The 16,817-nt window shown below is 62.8% G+C and carries 20 protein-coding genes; 10 read left to right on the forward strand and 10 right to left on the reverse strand.

Translation table 11 applies throughout. The features are described 5' to 3' along the window. Positions 1-175: 175 nt before the first annotated feature. Both BJ6T_RS26995 and BJ6T_RS48590 read right to left on the reverse strand, forming a co-directional pair. Positions 176-970, reverse strand: a complete 795-nt coding sequence (locus tag BJ6T_RS26995) for a bestrophin-like domain (protein ID WP_014495695.1) — start codon at positions 968-970, stop codon at positions 176-178. Between the two features lie 851 nt (positions 971-1,821). After that, the gene (locus BJ6T_RS48590) at positions 1,822-2,082 is read right to left on the reverse strand and encodes a hypothetical protein (RefSeq protein WP_014495696.1); all 261 of its coding nucleotides are present in this window, start codon (positions 2,080-2,082) and stop codon (positions 1,822-1,824) included. Positions 2,083-2,412: 330 nt separating this feature from the next. On the opposite strand from BJ6T_RS48590, the gene BJ6T_RS27000 reads away from it, so the two are divergent. Next, complete coding sequence (locus BJ6T_RS27000; protein ID WP_014495697.1) at positions 2,413-3,396, forward strand: hypothetical protein; 984 nt, start codon at positions 2,413-2,415, stop codon at positions 3,394-3,396. A gap of 412 nt (positions 3,397-3,808) precedes the next feature. After that, a complete protein-coding gene (locus tag BJ6T_RS27005; RefSeq protein ID WP_014495698.1) occupies positions 3,809-5,122 on the forward strand; it encodes an adenylate/guanylate cyclase domain-containing protein in 1,314 nt (437 codons plus the stop codon). A gap of 294 nt (positions 5,123-5,416) precedes the next feature. Here BJ6T_RS27005 and BJ6T_RS27010 read toward each other — a convergent pair whose 3' ends face one another. After that, positions 5,417-6,121, reverse strand: a complete 705-nt coding sequence (locus BJ6T_RS27010) for a hypothetical protein (protein ID WP_014495699.1) — start codon at positions 6,119-6,121, stop codon at positions 5,417-5,419. Positions 6,122-6,501: 380 nt separating this feature from the next. Between BJ6T_RS27010 and BJ6T_RS27020 the strand changes: the two genes are divergently transcribed. Continuing rightward, positions 6,502-6,960, forward strand: coding sequence for a hypothetical protein (locus BJ6T_RS27020; protein WP_014495700.1), 459 nt, complete (start codon positions 6,502-6,504; stop codon positions 6,958-6,960). Position 6,961: 1 nt separating this feature from the next. Here BJ6T_RS27020 and BJ6T_RS27025 read toward each other — a convergent pair whose 3' ends face one another. The 4 genes from BJ6T_RS27025 to BJ6T_RS27040 form a co-directional block, all read right to left on the reverse strand. Then, a complete protein-coding gene (locus tag BJ6T_RS27025; protein WP_028169579.1) occupies positions 6,962-7,783 on the reverse strand; it encodes a tetratricopeptide repeat protein in 822 nt (273 codons plus the stop codon). Positions 7,784-7,815: 32 nt separating this feature from the next. After that, positions 7,816-8,499, reverse strand: a complete 684-nt coding sequence (locus BJ6T_RS27030) for a substrate-binding domain-containing protein (protein WP_014495702.1) — start codon at positions 8,497-8,499, stop codon at positions 7,816-7,818. Between the two features lie 18 nt (positions 8,500-8,517). Beyond that, positions 8,518-9,219: a GrlR family regulatory protein gene (locus BJ6T_RS27035; RefSeq protein ID WP_014495703.1), complete on the reverse strand. Its 702-nt coding sequence runs from the start codon at positions 9,217-9,219 to the stop codon at positions 8,518-8,520. Between the two features lie 196 nt (positions 9,220-9,415). Further along, positions 9,416-10,450 carry a glutamine synthetase beta-grasp domain-containing protein gene (locus BJ6T_RS27040; RefSeq protein WP_014495704.1) on the reverse strand — a complete coding sequence of 345 codons (1,035 nt, stop codon included), beginning with the start codon at positions 10,448-10,450 and terminating at the stop codon, positions 9,416-9,418. A gap of 536 nt (positions 10,451-10,986) precedes the next feature. Between BJ6T_RS27040 and BJ6T_RS27050 the strand changes: the two genes are divergently transcribed. Continuing rightward, a complete protein-coding gene (locus tag BJ6T_RS27050; RefSeq protein ID WP_014495706.1) occupies positions 10,987-11,190 on the forward strand; it encodes a DUF2735 domain-containing protein in 204 nt (67 codons plus the stop codon). A 111-nt stretch (positions 11,191-11,301) separates the two neighbouring features. On the opposite strand, the gene BJ6T_RS27055 is transcribed toward BJ6T_RS27050, so the two are convergent. Continuing rightward, positions 11,302-11,628, reverse strand: a complete 327-nt coding sequence (locus tag BJ6T_RS27055) for an MliC family protein (protein ID WP_014495707.1) — start codon at positions 11,626-11,628, stop codon at positions 11,302-11,304. A gap of 68 nt (positions 11,629-11,696) precedes the next feature. Here BJ6T_RS27055 and BJ6T_RS27060 point away from each other — a divergent pair, with 68 nt between their 5' ends. The 5 genes from BJ6T_RS27060 (at position 11,697) to BJ6T_RS27080 (ending at position 14,639) form a co-directional block, all read left to right on the forward strand. Then, the gene (locus tag BJ6T_RS27060) at positions 11,697-12,440 is read left to right on the forward strand and encodes a tyrosine-protein phosphatase (protein WP_014495708.1); all 744 of its coding nucleotides are present in this window, start codon (positions 11,697-11,699) and stop codon (positions 12,438-12,440) included. Between the two features lie 23 nt (positions 12,441-12,463). Further along, on the forward strand, positions 12,464-13,144 hold the full coding sequence (locus BJ6T_RS27065; RefSeq protein WP_014495709.1) for an SDR family oxidoreductase: 681 nt from the start codon (positions 12,464-12,466) through the stop codon (positions 13,142-13,144). A 92-nt stretch (positions 13,145-13,236) separates the two neighbouring features. Then, positions 13,237-13,923, forward strand: a complete 687-nt coding sequence (locus BJ6T_RS27070) for a DUF2161 domain-containing phosphodiesterase (RefSeq protein WP_014495710.1) — start codon at positions 13,237-13,239, stop codon at positions 13,921-13,923. Positions 13,924-13,948: 25 nt separating this feature from the next. Next, entirely contained in the window at positions 13,949-14,248 is a 300-nt protein-coding gene (locus BJ6T_RS27075) for a putative quinol monooxygenase (protein ID WP_014495711.1), read from the forward strand. Between the two features lie 85 nt (positions 14,249-14,333). Further along, complete coding sequence (locus BJ6T_RS27080) at positions 14,334-14,639, forward strand: hypothetical protein (protein ID WP_014495712.1); 306 nt, start codon at positions 14,334-14,336, stop codon at positions 14,637-14,639. 78 nt (positions 14,640-14,717) lie between these two features. Here the strand turns inward: BJ6T_RS27080 and BJ6T_RS27085 are convergent, their stop codons facing one another. Continuing rightward, entirely contained in the window at positions 14,718-15,329 is a 612-nt protein-coding gene (locus BJ6T_RS27085; protein ID WP_014495713.1) for a GNAT family N-acetyltransferase, read from the reverse strand. A gap of 150 nt (positions 15,330-15,479) precedes the next feature. After that, a complete protein-coding gene (locus BJ6T_RS27090; RefSeq protein WP_014495714.1) occupies positions 15,480-15,881 on the reverse strand; it encodes a PaaI family thioesterase in 402 nt (133 codons plus the stop codon). Positions 15,882-16,000: 119 nt separating this feature from the next. On the opposite strand from BJ6T_RS27090, the gene BJ6T_RS27095 reads away from it, so the two are divergent. Then, complete coding sequence (locus BJ6T_RS27095; protein WP_014495715.1) at positions 16,001-16,789, forward strand: cobalamin-binding protein; 789 nt, start codon at positions 16,001-16,003, stop codon at positions 16,787-16,789. Positions 16,790-16,817 lie beyond the last annotated feature (28 nt).

Consider the following 16,817-nt stretch of genomic DNA (forward strand, 5'->3'; position numbering starts at 1 on the left):
ACTGCCGTAGGCAAGCGACAACGGCAATTCGTCAATCGCTAGCTCGCAACCTCCAACTCAGTCATCAAAGCACAAAAGGTCGTTCCGCGAAATGGGCGGCGCGGGCTCCAGATTTCCGCAGCGTTTGGTGCGGTATGGGCTCAGTGACCATGAGCGGGAAGACTGCCGGCCTACTTTACTCGTCTTTGATAACCGGCAGGCCGGCGACCAAATCAATCATGGGTCGCACGTCTTCCTTCAGGAGACCGGCACGTGGGGAATCCAGATCAATTATTACAAATATGACGGCACTGACTGACGTTGCTATCATGACGGCAGGCAAGCGAGACCGAAGCGGGTCAAGCCTGCTAGCGTAGCCTGCGAAGCCGCAGGAAGCACTGGCGATCGCAAAGAGCGCGATTAATATTTCTGCCGGAATTTGGTTTCGCAGTTCTGCAAGACGCTTCGCTTGGTTGTCGATCATCTCGTTTAGCGACTGGATAAAGAGCCCGGTGGGCACAATTTCCTTGTCTTTAGCGGAAAGAGTGTTCGCATGCTGCCATAATTTCTCTTGGATCTCGTTCGTACGAGCTAAAAGCGCCGTCCGCGCTTTGTCGGATGTGGAAAGGGCCGTCCTCATCTGGGCATATTCCCGAAGCAACTTCAGTGTCTCTGTCCCGGTGGGCTCTGGCAGCAAACGCGCACGTAAGGCCGTGGTGCCTATTGCGTTGGCCAGATTGACTGTCGCCTCGCGTCGCGCCTCGAAACGCGTGAGCGCCATCAGAAAGCTAAAGCCAACCATCAAGGCGACCATTCCGAGAAGCACTTGCTCCAGCGCGGCGATATGGTTGCTTACGCCTTTGCTTTCATTCCGGTTGCCAAGCTGCCATCCGATCTCGCACGCCAGGAAGACAGCGCAGACGCCACCAAGAAAACCAAGAGAAGGGGTAACCGGAAAGTTGCCCCATGACCGCTCAACTCCAAGCCACAAAAGTTGCTATCATCGACGTGTCAATACATTCGCGCCGCGTCATTAAATGCTCGTATCGGCAATCATTGCAGCGCATTGGAAACTTCATTCAAACGCCCCGACGATCAACCTCGCTTGCTGATGCTCGCAAGGCCACGATGAAAGCGTGCCGGTGTCGCCTGTTGGCACTTAACTGTGGCCGGTCCAAATGTCGGCTGTAACCCGCAGAAGACGTATAGCAAACGGACTGCCTTGCAATCCGGACTACCAGTATCTGAATCCGAGCCATGCGTAATTTCCCTGGTGCGCTGTGAAAGCAATTTGCGGCGGCGAATACTTTCTGGCTCCTCGCGTGGCATGCTTCGAAGTCATTTGTCGCCTCTTCTGTTCAACCGGCGCCCCGTGGCGGGATTCCTGGGAAGACATCAGCGCGAGCGCTGTGGACGTGCCGGCGCGACCGGCCGGTACCTCTCGAACCGTGGGCGGAGCCGGAGGGTCCTTGTCCCATGGCGAAGGTGCTACGGCCGCGGTATCTCCCTTCGTCGTGTCCAGGACCACCAGCTCGGGCCATTTCCGATCCGAGATAATTTTTATGACTGGCGGTGGGACGTCAGTGCTCTGAACCTCAGGCGACCTTGGCAGACAAAAATCCACAATTATCAGCAGCGCGAACAATGCCGCACCGACATTACGGAAGTAGGCCGCGAGAGGCATTTGTCGCTCCGCGCCCCCGCATGGCCCGGGCCGAATGCGCGACTGACGCCATGAACAACCGGGTGCTCCTCACGGCGTCCCTCAAGTCGACCAACTGCGTTCGATCGATCCGGGTGTGGGCGCAATCGTCGAGCTTCCCGACCGGTGAACGAGCTCGTTTACCGCCCCGCCCCGACGCGATTGACGCCCCCATTCGCATTGCCGCCGACGTTGTGACGGACGGCTGCTCGCGCGACGGGGCGTGGCCTGAGCACGACGCCGGCCCTCGCGACGCAACCTGCTGGATAGTCCACATATGTGCAGTATATGACGGCCTTGGCCGGTTCGCTGCTCATCGTGACGCCTGCTATTCCCAACAATGCGCTGACCGCGAGGCCCGCGAGGGTGAAGGACGTGGCATGGGATCGAATTCGCCGCATGAACTCCTCCTATCAACCGCGATGGTGTTCTCTCGGGTTTGTAACCCCGACGGCGTTGACGCTGGGCCTCTCTCGCGTGAACATCTTGACGTAGATCAATTGGCTGCCGTCGGATGCCGCCTCGAGCGAGGCCGCCAGCCGCACACCCCGCAGTGGACTTGCCGCTGCCACCCGTCAGGCGTCGGCGTGTGCCCCTGGGTTGACCTTGCTCGGTCGGTTTTCCCGCACCGGCAAGTGACCCCTTGAGCGGAACCAGCTGTCGCTCTTCCACTGGTTGTTGAAAATGTCGGGAGCAACCAATTTACGGATTGTTAGCAGATTCTATCGCAAATGGTTCAAGAATATAACAACAACCAGACCGGGTTCCATTACCCGACCAAATCCATGAATGCATCTGCTTTCCTGATCGCGACGGCCTTTGGCGCGGCATTCCTTGCTGTGGAGTACAAGTGGTACTACCAGCCCGACATGTTCAATCCGGATGTCGTGCTCAGTATCTTCTCCACCGAGCACATGAAAGCTCGCGCAGCAGTTCGACACGTGCTGATCGATCCGGGCTCGGCCAAATTCGGCGCATTGCGTTCAGTCGAGGCCGACGCGGCGCGATATGTCTGCGGCGCCGTCAACGCGAGAGACAAATCCGGCCAATCCATCGATGCCGCTTTCGTCTACACTGTGGCCGTTGACTTTGCCCGCGTCGACGACGACGGCCGGATCACGCAGCTGCGCTCGGGCTTTCGGCCTTGCCCCACTGAAAATGACAAGGTCGCGCAGCAGAAGCCTGCTCTTTCGCCTGGCATGCTGCCCGTCGCGAAAACCGTTCAGCAGGTCGCTCCGCCAGCCGGCACCTCGACTGTGTCGGGTCTGACGACGCGTGCATCCCCAGCAGGTGCAACGGCGTCCGGCGGAACCATGGAACAGCAGCTCCGCGAGCTGGGCGCACGCACTGTCCCGCCTGAATCGGCCAATGGAGCCCAGGCAACCCTGCCGGGAGAGCGTGGGACCGCCAAGGAGAATGAGTGGCGAGCCGATCAGCCTCCCGTCGCATGGCCCAAATTCCCTCCGGATCACCCGTTGGCGAGGTCAACCCGGAAACGGAGCCCCTCCGAAGCGCTCGCCTTGGCGAAAGGCGTCGAGGAACGTTGGAACCAAGCCAAGTCGTCCGGAAACATCGCAATGCGTCCCTCGTCGGACGAGATCAAAGAGGCGTGTCGCGCCCTGCTTGGGATCGATCCCACAGACAGCGAATATCGAAAAGCCTGGGCAACTTTCGTGCACCTGCAAGACATCGACCGCGATGTTGCGATGAAATAAAGCGGCAACGGTAGGCAACTGGCCTTCCCGCCTCTGGCCCAAGGACGACATTCGTCCGGACCACTTCGACGTCACTTTTGGCGCAAGCCTTCGATGAGTATGCGTCCTAGGCCCACCGCATCAGCTTGAGCGAGGCGGCAACGCGCAGGCTGCGCTTGCCGGCGAGCGCGATGCCTTCACGTTCGCCGCTATCCGCCGCGCAGGTCCAGTTCAACGACAGTCCGCTTAAGGGTCCATTTCCCGATTTCAATCCGACCAATCACAAGGGTCCGCTTGCTCATATCAACGGACATCGTCAGCGTGGTGGCGCACATCCGACAAGGGCCAAGCCGAGATATTCAACCTTTGCCGGTGCCCGTCTTGCTGCTACACTTTGAGTGGACTGCGACGACCGAGGCCGGGGAGATCATCCATGCAACCGGTCACTCGCTATGCGAAAAGCGGCGACATCCATATCGCTTACCAGCTGTTTGGCGACGGGCCGATCAATCTGGTTCTCGCTCCCTATTTCGTGTCGAACATTGAGGTCTACTGGGAGCATCCCGAAGTCGCTCGGTGGCTGTTGCGGCTGGGATCCTTTGCTCGGGTGGCAATGTTTGACAAGCGTGGGACGGGCATGTCCGATCGCGTCCCGGAGCTTCCAGGCCTCGACCAACGTATGGACGACCTCCGGGCAGTTATGGACGCTGCAAATATGGAACACGCGGCGCTTCTTGGAGCATCGGAAGGCGCATCTTTAGCGGCGCTGTTCGCTGCAACCTATCCGGCACGATCCCGCGCACTCATCCTCTACGGCGGCTTTGCGCAATTTTCCTCTTGGCTACCGACAGATAAGGATCTGTCAGAGTTCCTTGCATATATTGATCAGGCTTGGGGATCTGGCGGCAGTATAGCCGTCTTTTTTCCCTCCCTTGCCAACGATCCGGCCGCGCAACAGTGGATGGGCAGATTTGAGCGCTTGGGGGCGAGCCCTGCTGCCGCGACCGAACTCATGCGCATGAATAGTCAAATCGACATTAGCAACGTCCTGCCAACGATCCGGATTCCCACACTCGTCGTTCACCGCACCGGTGACAGAGCCATCAATGTGGAGGGGGGCCGCTATCTGGCTGAGCACATCTCCGGGGCTCGTTACGTCGAGCTTCCAGGAATTGACCACCCTCCCTTCTTCGGCGACAACGCCGATCTTATTGCGGATACGATCGAGGAATTCTTGACCGGCGTGCGCGCGCCGGTCATCGCCGATCGGGTGCTCGCTACGGTTCTCTTTACTGATATCGTTGGATCGACCGAGAAGGCGGCTGCACTCGGCGACCGCCGTTGGCACGATCTGTTTGATGCCCATCACGCCACGATCCGACGCAACCTCGATCGCTTCCGCGGGCACGAAGTCAAGACGACTGGCGACGGTGTTCTGGCCACTTTCGATGGACCGGCACGCGGGGTGCGCTGCGCGTGCGCAATAGCCGAAGAGGTTCGATCGCTGGGCATCGAAATCCGTGCGGGACTGCACACGGGCGAGTGCGAAATGAGCGATGACGATGTCGGCGGCATCGCCGTCCACATCGGTGCACGCGTTGCAGCGCTCGCGGGCGCGGGCGAGGTCCTGGTATCGAGTACCGTCAAAGAACTGGTGGCTGGGTCAGCGTTACGATTCGGCGACCGCGGTGCCCGATCGCTGAAGGGGGTTCCCGGCGAGTGGCGCATCTTTGCAGTCGAGCGATGACTGTCAAACAATCCTGCCATTCCGGTTCATTGCAACCCAGGTGCTTTCGCAAAACGGGCACCAGATGTCGTCCTGCGGTCGACAAGAAACCTTTATCGGACCAATGATCAGATCAGATGCGACTGAGAAATCGGACGCAACCGCACGCAAAGGATCGGCGGTCGAAATTTTTCTCTGCCCGCCTTTTTCCCGCCGGAAGGTCCGCCTCAGGGCCCAAGGACGACATTCATCCAACCCCGCTTCGATGGCCGCGCTTTTTGGGGCAAGCGGACGCGGATTCTATGAGTACACGTCCTAGGCCCGCCGCATCAGTTTGAGCGAGGCTGCAAGGCGCAGGCTGCGCTTGCCGGCGAGCGCGATGCCTTCGAGTTCGCCGCTGTCCGCCGTGCAGGTCCCGGAGAAGCCGATCCCGACCTCATAGCCGCCGAACACGGGGTTCTCGCCCTTCGCCGGCGTGTGCTCCTGGTTCAGCATCTCGCCCTTCCAGCGGCCGTCCGCCGAGGAATATGAGCCGAGATAGTAGAAGAACGCGTCGCCGCCGAGGATGCGGCCGTCGATCAGGAGCATCACGCCCGATAATCCGGCATCGACACCGTCAAGCGCGCGCAGGCCCATCCCATAGAGTCCGTTGGCGATGCCGCCCGGACCAACCGCACCACTCGGAGGCACCCCCTCGTCGTCGAGCCGGGTGAGATTGGCCCAGAATTTTGCGCCCGGCATGGTGTCCGCGCCACCCTCGAGACGGATCTGGTTACCGTACAGCCGCCCGCGCGCACCGATCGAGGCGATATCGGCTCCCATCAGCGGCTTGTAATTGGGATCCTCGTTGTGTCGTTCGGTGATCACCTCGGCGACGATCTCGCCGTCGCGCTCAGCATAGGTTCCAAGATGCGCGAAGGCCGAATTGCCACCCAGCATCTTGCCGTCATGCAGGCACATGATGCTGCGGCCGAACGCATCGTTGACGCCGTATTCAACCTTGTAGAGTCCGTCCAGCAATTCAATAAGCTCACAAAATCAGAAAAGAATCGCGGGCTACCTAGCACTGTCGCCGCACCGAGGCCATCCGGCTTTTCAGCGCAGGGGCGGGAGCGGAGCCCACTCGCCGTATGATGCCATCATGCCCCTGTTTTGCCCGACGGGTCAATTGATTTTTCGCAAAATACGAAATCAACGATTTCAACGACTTGGCTACGGTGCATGGGGTTGTTTTTCGACTTGTTCGTCTGCCCTATCCGGAGCGACCGACCTCACACGCTAATGACGCTTGAAATACTGTGGTGGGACCTCCCGCTCGTTGTGATTCAACGCCCGTGCCGGAGCTGGTTCCTCCTTGAGGCTCCTTCGAACCCGCCGGAGCGCGCCCGCGACAAAGCGGCATGAACCAGATAGAACCATCAGCCGAGGAACTGATCGCAGCGATCGTCGCCAGCGCGGCGAAGCAGCCGCTGCTTGATGCGGCCTTCGAACTCTGGCGCTGGCGCTACCGATTGGATTCGATCGAGAGGCGTCCGAGCGCCGAAGAGGTCCGTGTCAATCGCACGCTCGCGCCGGAGCAGTTCCGCGCGAAATACCGCTACGACCGCGACCACGCCCATGACGGGCGGATGTTCGACTATGTGAAGCGCGCCCATCCGCGAGCCAGTGACGACGCAATCCGGCAGGCCATCATCACCGCCGTGAAGTTCGAAGACGCCACCTTCGAGCACTTCAACTGGAACGGCGATTTCTGGGACTGCGTTGTGCGCGCCGTCGCGCGCGCGGCCGCTCAATATCCGGACTTTCTCGAGACGACTTATCGCGACGCCCGCAACAACGTCGCCTACTACTACAAGTGAGCTAGAAGCATAGCGTGGTGACGAGCTTGCCCTGCTTGTCCTTGATCGCATAGGGACAGCGGATCCGCTCCAGCGCCTTCTTGGCGTCCTCGTCGCCAAGCGCGGCAGCGCGCTCGTAATAGGCCTTGGCGGCATCCTTGTCCTTGGCGCCGCCGCGGCCTTCCTGCGCGAAGGCGCCCATCCGCTCCAGCGCGCCGGGATGGTTTTGTGCCGCCGCCTTCTCGAACATCGCGCGCGCCGCGACGTCGTCCCGCTCGCCGCCGTTGCCGTTGGAGAGCATCAGGCCAAGCTGGTACTGCGCCTCCGCGTTGGTCTCGGCCGCCCTGCCGAGCAGCGCGCGCGCCTGTGCGGGGTCGGCCGGCGCAGCACCGCCGGCGCCGCCGAGGGCGGCAAGATTGCTGACACCGCGAGGATTGCCGGCCTGCGCCGCCCGCTCGAACAGCTTTCGCGCTTGTGCTTCATCTTTCGCGACACCGGAGCCGGTGCCGTAGGCGACGCCGAGCTCGACCATCGCCGCGCTCGATCCCTTGTCGGCCGCCTTGCGCCAGGCGGCGATCGCCTCCGCCGTCTGCCGGTTGGCGGCATAGGCGCGGCCAAGCGCGAACATCGCGCGCCGCGACGACGGTGCGGCCTGCTTGCAGAATTTGACGGCGGTCGCAATGTCGGAGGCAGCAAGCTCGGTCACGCCCTTCACATCGGCCGGCTTGTCGGGATCGCTGGGATCGGCGGCCAGCCGGTCGCACAGGACGAGATCGGCCGATTGGGCATGCGCCGATAACGGCGCTGCAAGCGCGAGGAGGATGGCAAGGAGACAAATCCGCATGGGCGCCACGTTGCGTCTCTGCTCCGGCAAATTCAAGGCTCGAGTCCCGATTGGCGCAGCACCGGGACGACCTCCGGCGATGCCAGATAGCGCAGCAGCCGATCGGCCGCTTCGGCATGTCTGGCGTTGGCCATGCGGCCGGCGGAGAACACGGCCGGTGTCTGCAAATCGCGCGGGATCGGGCCGACGACCTCGATGCCCTCGACCTGCTTCAGCTCGCTGATCTGCTGCACGGCGAGGTCGGCCTCGCCGCTGACGAGCCGCTCCGCCGTAAAGCCCTGCTCGACGATGGTGGCCTTGGCGTTGATCTCGGCTGCGATGCCCCATCGCTGGATCAGCTGTGCGAAATAGACACCGCTCGCGCCCAGCCGCGAATAGGCCACGGACCGCGCCGCGAGCAGCGTTTTGCGGAGCGCGGCTTCGCCGCCGATGTCGGGATGCGCCTGCCCTGCCCGCACGGCAATGCCGACATAAGAGCGCGCCAGATCGACTGAGCCCTCGGCGATCACACGGCCCTCGCCGATCATCTCGTCGAGCCCCTCACGGGTAAGGATCACGAGATCGGCGGCCTCGCCGTCGCGTAGCCGTTTCAGCAGTGCCAGGGTTGGCGCGAAGTCGGCATCGACGTGGATGCCGCTGGCGGCCTCGAAGGCGGAGGACAGGCTGCGCATCGCGCCCATCAGGCCGAGCGTCGAGAGCATGCGAAATTTTTCCATGGGCTATTCCTGTCGCGATCAGGCGCGGTGCATCAGCTTGAGCGCGGCGGTCAGGCGCAGGCTGCGCTTGCCGGCGAGCGCCGTTGCCTCCAGCACCGCCTGCTCCGTGTCATAGGTGCCGGAGAAACCGATGCCGACCTCGTGGCCGCCGAAGATCGGATCGTCCTTGGCCGGCGTGTGCTCCTGGTTGAGGATCTGCCCCTTCCAGCGGCCATTCGCGGCAGTGTAGCTGCCGAGATAGTAGAACGAGGCGTCGCCGCCGAGGATGCGGCCCTGGTTGAGCAGCATCACGCCGGTCAGGCCGCCATCGACGCCGTCGAGCATGCGCAGGTGTACCGAATAGAGCCCGTCGGCGATGCCGGCCTCGCCGACGCCGCCCGCGATCGGCACCTCGTCTTCGGTGATCGGCGTCATCACCGACTGGAAGGGCACGCCGGGCAGCTCTTTCAGCTCGCCCTTGAAGCGATAGAGATCGCCGTCCGCCCAGCCCTTCGCAAGCAAGGTCGCATCGTCGGTGCCGGCCATGGCGCGGTAGTTCGGGTCCGGGTTGTGGCGGACCGTCTTGATCACGATGTCGACGCCGGCTTCGGTCCTCTCATAGGTGCCGATATGAGCGAAGGCCGAATTGCCGCCGAGCATCTTGCCATTGCCGGCATGCATCACGCTCCGGCCGACCGCGTCGCCGAGCTGAAATCGCACCTTGTAGAAGCCTTCAAACACCAGCCGTGTCCCCGGCCCCGCGCATCCAGGGGCATTCTATCCCGGTTTCGCCGGCGATGGACAGACTTCAAGCCGGCATGGCCGGCAGACCCACAACTACGGCTGTCATCGGAACGCAAAAATCCGCCGGAGCTTTGCAGCTCCGGCGGATTGAAGACCAACCCGGGCCAGCCCCCCGGCCCGGGCCGGGAGGGTCTTAGGCCGCGGCCTTCTTGTCGGCCGGCACGGACGCGATCGTCTTCAGGATCTGCGAAGCGATCTGGTATGGGTCGCCCTGCGAGTTCGGACGGCGGTCTTCCAGATAGCCCTTGTAGCCGTTGTTGACGAAGGAGTGCGGAACGCGGATCGAGGCGCCGCGATCGGCAACGCCGTAGCTGAACTTGTTCCAAGGCGCGGTCTCGTGCTTGCCGGTCAGACGCTTGTCGTTGTCCGGGCCGTAGACGGCGATGTGGTCCATCAGGTTCTTGTCGAAGGCCGCCATCAGCGCCTCGAAATACTCCTTGCCGCCGACCGTACGCATGTACTCGGTGGAGAAGTTGGCGTGCATGCCGGAGCCGTTCCAGTCGGTGTCGCCGAGCGGCTTGCAGTGGAACTCGATGTCGATGCCGTACTTCTCGGTCAGGCGCAGCATCAGGTAGCGGGCCATCCACATTTCGTCAGCGGCCTTCTTGGAGCCCTTGCCGAAGATCTGGAATTCCCACTGGCCCTTCGCGACTTCCGCGTTGATGCCTTCATGGTTGATGCCGGCCGCGAGGCAGAGGTCGAGATGCTCTTCGACGATCTTGCGGGCGACGTCGCCGACGTTGGAGAAGCCGACGCCGGTGTAGTACGGGCCCTGCGGGGCCGGATAGCCGGACGACGGGAAGCCGAGCGGACGGCCGTCCTTGTAGAAGAAGTATTCCTGCTCGAAGCCGAACCATGCGCCGGCGTCATCGAGGATGGTGGCGCGCTTGTTGGACGCGTGCGGGGTCTTGCCATCGGGCATCATGACTTCGCACATCACGAGCACGCCGTTGGTGCGCGCGGCGTCCGGGAACACGGCGACCGGCTTCAGCACGCAATCGGAGCTGTGGCCTTCGGCCTGCTGCGTGGAGGAGCCATCGAAGCCCCAGAGCGGAAGCTGCTCGAGCGTCGGGAACGACGCGAATTCCTTGATCTGTGTTTTGCCGCGCAAGTTCGGAGTCGGCGTATATCCGTCGAGCCAAATGTACTCGAGCTTATACTTGGTCATTGAGCCTCTCTGTAGATGATGCGAAAGGTGGGGTTGAGAGCCCCCGCACGTTTGTACCCGGCCATCATCGGCCGCCCGTCTACAAGCATTTTGCGTGCCAAAAGGCCGCAGCGCGGGAGGTTTTCCACCGCCGCCGGGATCGGCCCGCCGACGGCAAACCGTCCCCGGCAACGTGCGTCATAGCCGCGCACCTTCGCGTGAAGCTGCACTGCAAAAATCCCGCGGAAAACGCCTGATTCTGGAGCAGACGTACCGTTGCCGGAGGTTGCCGATGAAACGCGCATCAACGTCCAGCAACTTTCGCAAAGTCCTGCGCCTCTGCCTAGCAACCTTTGGAATGGCCCAGGCGTTAGCCACCGACATGGTGCCTTAGGGGATGCAGAGGGTCAGATGCTCACGGATTAGGCAGCAACTGATTTCCTTTTCAGCACTTTCCAATTCGGGATGCGCGGCCGATATGGGGAATCCAGTAACCACAATCGAACGAGTCGGGCGCACCATGGAGGCCAAGGCGCTTCGACCCAGGAGCAATCGCAATGATGAATAATGGTCTGAATCACGGATCTGCAACGATCTACCAATTCCCTGTCGGGGGCCGCGCGGCTCTCGCCGGACGCCGCTATGGCGACACCCGCCTTCCTGCCGATCATGCTTCGCTTCCCGCGAACGTCTCGATCTGCAGCGACAGCTGGTACCACCAGGATGCGGTCGACGAATCAAAGCCCAAATGGGAACGCTAATGTTTGTGTTTGGTATGATACCGCCGCGCTCGCGCAAGCGTCCGACGGAAGTTTGAAAAAGGGTCGAAACAACGAGGTTTCGGCCCTTTTTGATTCCGGGTGGACTCCCGGCTAGAGCGCGGGCTTTTCGATCACCGTGCAGGCCGTGACCGGTCGCTTCAGGTGCTTGACCGTGGTCGCTCCGGTCTTGCCGATCCTCAGCGTGACGCCTGCCCCCGAATAACGCGTGCCAGAAAGCGCCAGCCGCTTCTCCAGCGTGACAGGTTCGCCGTCGATCTGGAGGAAGGCGCGTTTGTCGTGGTCATAAAATCCCACGATGAACTGCGTACCATCGACGCAGCGATAGGTCCGGAACGTCTGCGCGTCCGCCTGTCCCGCACCGATAATTCCGCCCGACAGCATGGTGATCGCCAAGACAATGGCCTTGTGCCGGCCCATGATTGCCCCCTGAATGCACTCAAGGACGCCGTAGTGCGTCCAGTGGAAACATAACCCAAGCTGATCTCATGCCAGATTCCCTTGCCCGCCACCTCGCCCTGCAAGGCGCCAGCAATTTTCGCGACCTCGGCGGCTATCCGACTTCGGATGGCCGCACCACGCGCTGGCGCCACATCTTCCGCTCTAACCATCTCGGCCAGCTCACGGCCGCCGACGTCGAGATCGTCCGGGCGCTGGGCGTGCGCAGCGCCTTCGATTTTCGCGGCGTCGAGGAGCGCGCGGCCGGCGTCTGCGTCGTGAACGAGATCACGGTGCATTCGCTGCCGATCGAGCCAACTGTCGTAGCCGCGCTGCGCGCCGAGCTTGCCAAGGGCAGGCTCACCGCGCCGGTCGCGCTCGAGCTCATGCGGGAGTCCTACCGCAACTATGTCCGCCACAACACGCACAGTTTCCGCATGCTGTTCGGCCATCTCCTGGAAGACCGCGCGCCGCTGGTCATCCACTGCACCGCCGGCAAGGACCGCACCGGCTTTGCAAGCGCGCTGATCCTGCATGCGCTCGGCGTGGCCGACGAGGTCATTGCCGAGGACTACCTGTTGACCAACCGGCACTACAGGCGCGACGCATCGAACGCCTCCGATCTTCCCGCCGACGTCCTCGATGCGATCGGCAGTGTCGAGGCCTCATACCTTGCTGCTGCCTTCGAGGCGGTCGGCAACGAATATGGCGATCTCGAAACCTACTTGCGCGACGGCCTCAAGCTCGGCACACCGGAGCAAACCGCGCTGAAGGCGCGTTATCTGCAATCGTAAGCGGCCGCGCCGGGAGAACGACGATGCAAGGCAAGGTTCTGATCGTGACCGGCGCGCTCGGCGCACTTGGCAAGGTTGTCACCGAGACAGCGTTGGCGCGCGGCGCGCGTGTGGCCGGCATCGATCACGCGCCCTCGCAGGTGTCGGCAACGCCCGAACGCATCGAGATCGGCGGCGTCGATCTGTCCGACCCAGCACAAGCGAAGACGGCGGTCGAGGCGGCGGCAAAGCACTTCGGCAGGCTGGATGCGGTGATCAACATCGCCGGCGGCTTCGCGTTCGAGAGCGTGGGCGACGGCAACATCAAGACGTGGCAGCGCTTGTATGCGCTCAACGTGCTGACGGCCCTCAACACCTCGCGCGCGGCGCTGCCGCATCTCGCCGCGTCCGGGACCGGCCGCATCGTCAATATCGGCGCCACGGGCGCGCTTCAGGCAGGTTCGGGCATGGGCCCCTATGCGGCGTCGAAAGCCGGCGTGCATCGCCTCACCGAGGCACTTGCCAACGAGTGGAAGGGCAAGGTGACCGTGAACGCGGTGCTGCCGTCGATCATCGACACCAAGGCCAACCGCGCCGACATGCCGAAAGCGGATTTCTCCAAATGGGTGACACCGCAGGAACTCGCCGAGGTGATCCTCTTCCTCGCCAGCGATGCCGCGAGCGGCGTCACCGGCGCGCTGATCCCGGTCGGCGGGCGGGTGTAGTCGCAGTTCTGGTCTGATGAGCCCCGCTCCGATTCAATCGGAGGCGGGAAGGCTCTAGACTGCTCGCAACTGATTCTCCAATCGGACCTACCGTGGAAACCGCGCTCTACCTTCCCGTCAAACGCTTCCTCGAAGAGCTCGGCTTCACGGTCAAGGGCGAGATCGGCGGCTGCGACCTCGTCGGTCTCAGCGCCGGCGATCCGCCTGTCGTGGTGATCGGCGAGCTCAAGCTCGCCTTCAATCTCGAGCTGATCTTGCAGGCCGTCGATCGCGCGCCCGCCGGCGACGAGGTCTGGATCGCCGCAAAGATGTCGATCCGCGGCAAGGGGCGCGAGAGCGATGCGCGTTACCGCAACCTCTGCCGCCGCCTCGGCTTCGGTATGCTTGGGGTTACCGACCGCGGCCAGGTCGAGGTGCTGGTGAAGCCGCCGACGGCAGCGCCGCGCCGCGAGCCGAAGGTCCGTTCACGCCTGGTCGCCGAACATCAGCGCCGCCAGGGCGATCCCGTGCTCGGTGGCAGCACCCGCGCGCCGATCATGACGGCCTATCGCCAGCAGGCGCTGGCCTGTGCCTCGGCGCTCGCGGGAGGCCCGCGGCGCGTGAGCGAATTGCGCGAACGCTGCCCCGACGCCGGCAAGATCTTGCTTAACAATGTGTATGGCTGGTTCGAACGCGCCGAGCGGGGAATCTACGGGCTGACCGAGGCCGGACACGCGGCGCTGAAACGCTGGCCGCAGGCACCGATGAAAGAAACGCCCCGCGAGGCATCGCCGCCCTAGCGGAAATCAGGTCGGGAGACATCGCATGATCGTTGTGACTGGCAGCGTAACGGTCCGCACCGAGACGTTCGACGAGGCGCGCCGCCTGAGCCTCGAGCATGTTCATCGGTCACGACAGGAACCCGGCTGCATCTCCCATGGAGTGCATGTCGACTGCGAGAATCCGCTCAGGCTGGTGTTCTTCGAGCAATGGGCCGACCGCGCCGCGCTCGCCGCCCACTTTGCGGTACCTGCATCCGGCGAGTTCGTGCGCACCTTGCGCTCGCTGGCCACGGGGCCGACCACGCTCGATCTCTATGAGGCCGGCAGGCTCGAAAAACTGTGAGCGCATAGCTGTGATGCCACACCAAATTCATATTGCAATGCAACATCTCCGGCACTAGGTATCCCGGCATCAAACCGAGGCCGTTATGAGCGCAGACTGGAATACCAAATATGGCACGCGGCGCGTGCGCCACGACCCGCCGACCCTGGACGAGGCGATCTTCGCCGCCGTCGGTATCACCGACGATCAGGAGCAGCAGGCGGAGATCGCGGCAGCGCTGATGGGGATGCCGATCGAAATCGTGCAGGCCGAGGTGAAGAAGCAGGCCCGCACCAACGGCCGCATCACTGCCACGCGCGTGATCGCTGGTGAACAGGGTGCGCAGCGCTCGGTCGTGGTCGAACGCCGTGTCGTCCGCCGCTTCGGCAACGACAAGCGCACCGGCACCTGAGCGCTCAATTCCCTATCCCCAATACGAAAGCGGACCGGTTTTGCCGGTCCGCTTTTTGATTCCAGTCCGCGTTTGGATTTAGGCGGCGCGATTGCCGTACATGCTGGAGATGATCTTCCAGCAGGTCGAGTTGAAGCTGAGCAGAGCGCGGCCGGCCGTGAAGGGCGAGGCCGCGAGTTCAGCGAGCTCGGCCTCGGGCGTCTTGGCGAGATCGATCGTGCCGGTCGATTCGCCATGACGGAATTGCAGATTCGCCCCGAACTTCCTGGCGAGCGCCCGCATGGCGTGATTCTCGGCGCCGGTGGTGATGCGCAGGCGCTTGTAGCCTTTCCAGCGCGCTTCCGCGATCAGCCGGCTGAACAAGATGGTGCCGACGTTCTGGCGCCGTACCGAGGCTTCCACGCTGAAGGCGACCTCGGGCAGCGAATCGTCCTCCGGCGGATGCAGCTCGGCCGCACCGCGGATCACGCCGTCGACGATGTAGGCGACAATCACGGTGCCGTCCTCGGCGCAGCGGGCGGCGTAACGCTCGATGAAGCTGTCGTCGAGAAAGCCGTTGAAACGGTCGTGCCGGCTTGCTGAATCAAGCCGCAGGAGGTGATCGCGCAGAAGCGGCAATTCTTCCTGCTGGCTCAAGGTCCGCACATAGCCCGGAACGGACTTCGTGCGGGTCGTGTCTTCAAGTACCACGTCAAAACTCCTCTTGGTGTCCCTCGAGGAGGCGTTCGAATCCCTAGGACCCCAATATTGTGCGACGCAGCATGTTTTTCAAGACGGGAACCTGCCCAAGTTTCAGGCATCAGAAGCGACCAATTCGTTAATAAAATCAAGCCCCCGTAGTCATACGAGGACCAGCTGAGTCTGGGTGACCACGGCAACCAGCTTGCCGTCCTCGGTCTCCAGCCGGGTGCTCCAGACCTGGGTCCGCCGTCCCCGATGGACCGGTGTAGCCGTGGCGATAACCGTGGTTCCCTCCTTCGCCCCGCCGATGAAGTTGGTCTTGCTCTCGAGCGTCGTGGTGCCCTTGGCATCCTCCGGCAGATTGATCACGGTCGCGGCCGCGCCGACGGAATCGGCGAGCGCCATCACCGCGCCGCCGTGGATGGTGTGGTGGAGCGTGCAAAGGTCGGGCCTGACCGTCATCCGTGCCACCACGCGATCCTTCTCGGCCTCGACGAATTCGACGCCCTTGAGCTCGGCAAACGGCATCTTCATCGCTTGAAGTTTCTCGAGCGGCGTCATCGGATCTCCTCCCAATTCATTGTTGTTTCAGCGTGAATTGCTTCGGGCCGCAAAGCAATGACGTCCGAGGTAATGGCCCTGCTGACATCAGCGACGGCATTTGCGCATATGCTCTTCCCATGCGCCACTTCCCGCCCCGCCGCATCGTCTGCCTGACCGAAGAAACGGTTGAAACGCTGTACCGGCTCGGCGAGCAGGACCGCATCGTCGGCGTCTCCGGCTACGCCGTCCGCCCGCCCCAGGTGCGGCGGGAGAAGCCGCGGGTGTCGGCCTTCGTCTCCGCGGACATTCCGAAGATCCTGGCGCTGGAACCGGAGCTGGTGCTGGCCTTCTCCGACCTCCAGGCCGGCATCGTCGCCGATCTCGTGCGCGCGGGCGTCGACGTTCATGTTTTCAATCAGCGCGACATCGCCGGGATTTTGGCGATGATCCGCACACTTGGTGCGCTGGTGGGCGCGGCTGAGCCCGCCGAGGCACTCGCTCACGGCCTTGAACGGCGCCTCGCCGAGATAGCGGCGACACCTCGCCCCTCGGCGCGGCCAAAGGTCTATTTCGAGGAATGGGACGATCCGCTGATCTCCGGCATCGGCTGGGTCTCCGAGTTGATCGAGATCGCCGGCGGTGAGGATGTGTTTCCGGAATTGCGACATCAGCAGGCAGCAAAGGATCGCATCGTCTCGGCGGAGGCGGTGCGCGAGGCAGCGCCCGACGTGATCCTTGCCTCCTGGTGCGGCAAGAAGGTCGTCCCTGCCCGCATCCGCGCGCGAGATTGCTGGAACGAGATCCCCGCCGTGCGCGACGACCGCATCGTCGAGATCAAGTCGCCGATCATCTTGCAGCCGGGGCCGGCAGCGCTGACGGATGGGCTGGATGCGATCGTGACGGCGTTGTGGGGTAGACCCAAATAGCTTGATCGCTGCCCTCGTGCCCCGGACG

The sequence above is a fragment of the Bradyrhizobium japonicum USDA 6 genome, from assembly GCF_000284375.1.
GTDB classification, from domain to species: domain Bacteria; phylum Pseudomonadota; class Alphaproteobacteria; order Rhizobiales; family Xanthobacteraceae; genus Bradyrhizobium; species Bradyrhizobium japonicum.

Bases quoted from the DNA above. Each gene is read 5' to 3' on its own strand.
- BJ6T_RS27040 (WP_014495704.1), bottom strand. From the start codon at position 10,450: ATGACCAAGTATAAGCTCGAGTACATTTGGCTCGACGGATATACGCCG.
- BJ6T_RS27020 (WP_014495700.1), top strand. From the start codon at position 6,502: ATGAACCAGATAGAACCATCAGCCGAGGAACTGATCGCAGCGATCGTC.
- BJ6T_RS48590 (WP_014495696.1), bottom strand. From the start codon at position 2,082: ATGCGGCGAATTCGATCCCATGCCACGTCCTTCACCCTCGCGGGCCTC.
- BJ6T_RS27050 (WP_014495706.1), top strand. From the start codon at position 10,987: ATGATGAATAATGGTCTGAATCACGGATCTGCAACGATCTACCAATTC.
- BJ6T_RS27060 (WP_014495708.1), top strand. From the start codon at position 11,697: ATGCCAGATTCCCTTGCCCGCCACCTCGCCCTGCAAGGCGCCAGCAAT.
- BJ6T_RS27025 (WP_028169579.1), bottom strand. From the start codon at position 7,783: ATGCGGATTTGTCTCCTTGCCATCCTCCTCGCGCTTGCAGCGCCGTTA.
- BJ6T_RS27095 (WP_014495715.1), top strand. From the start codon at position 16,001: ATGCGCCACTTCCCGCCCCGCCGCATCGTCTGCCTGACCGAAGAAACG.
- BJ6T_RS27090 (WP_014495714.1), bottom strand. From the start codon at position 15,881: ATGACGCCGCTCGAGAAACTTCAAGCGATGAAGATGCCGTTTGCCGAG.
- BJ6T_RS27055 (WP_014495707.1), bottom strand. From the start codon at position 11,628: ATGGGCCGGCACAAGGCCATTGTCTTGGCGATCACCATGCTGTCGGGC.
- BJ6T_RS27000 (WP_014495697.1), top strand. From the start codon at position 2,413: ATGGTTCAAGAATATAACAACAACCAGACCGGGTTCCATTACCCGACC.
- BJ6T_RS27065 (WP_014495709.1), top strand. From the start codon at position 12,464: ATGCAAGGCAAGGTTCTGATCGTGACCGGCGCGCTCGGCGCACTTGGC.
- BJ6T_RS27005 (WP_014495698.1), top strand. From the start codon at position 3,809: ATGCAACCGGTCACTCGCTATGCGAAAAGCGGCGACATCCATATCGCT.
- BJ6T_RS27075 (WP_014495711.1), top strand. From the start codon at position 13,949: ATGATCGTTGTGACTGGCAGCGTAACGGTCCGCACCGAGACGTTCGAC.
- BJ6T_RS27080 (WP_014495712.1), top strand. From the start codon at position 14,334: ATGAGCGCAGACTGGAATACCAAATATGGCACGCGGCGCGTGCGCCAC.
- BJ6T_RS27030 (WP_014495702.1), bottom strand. From the start codon at position 8,499: ATGGAAAAATTTCGCATGCTCTCGACGCTCGGCCTGATGGGCGCGATG.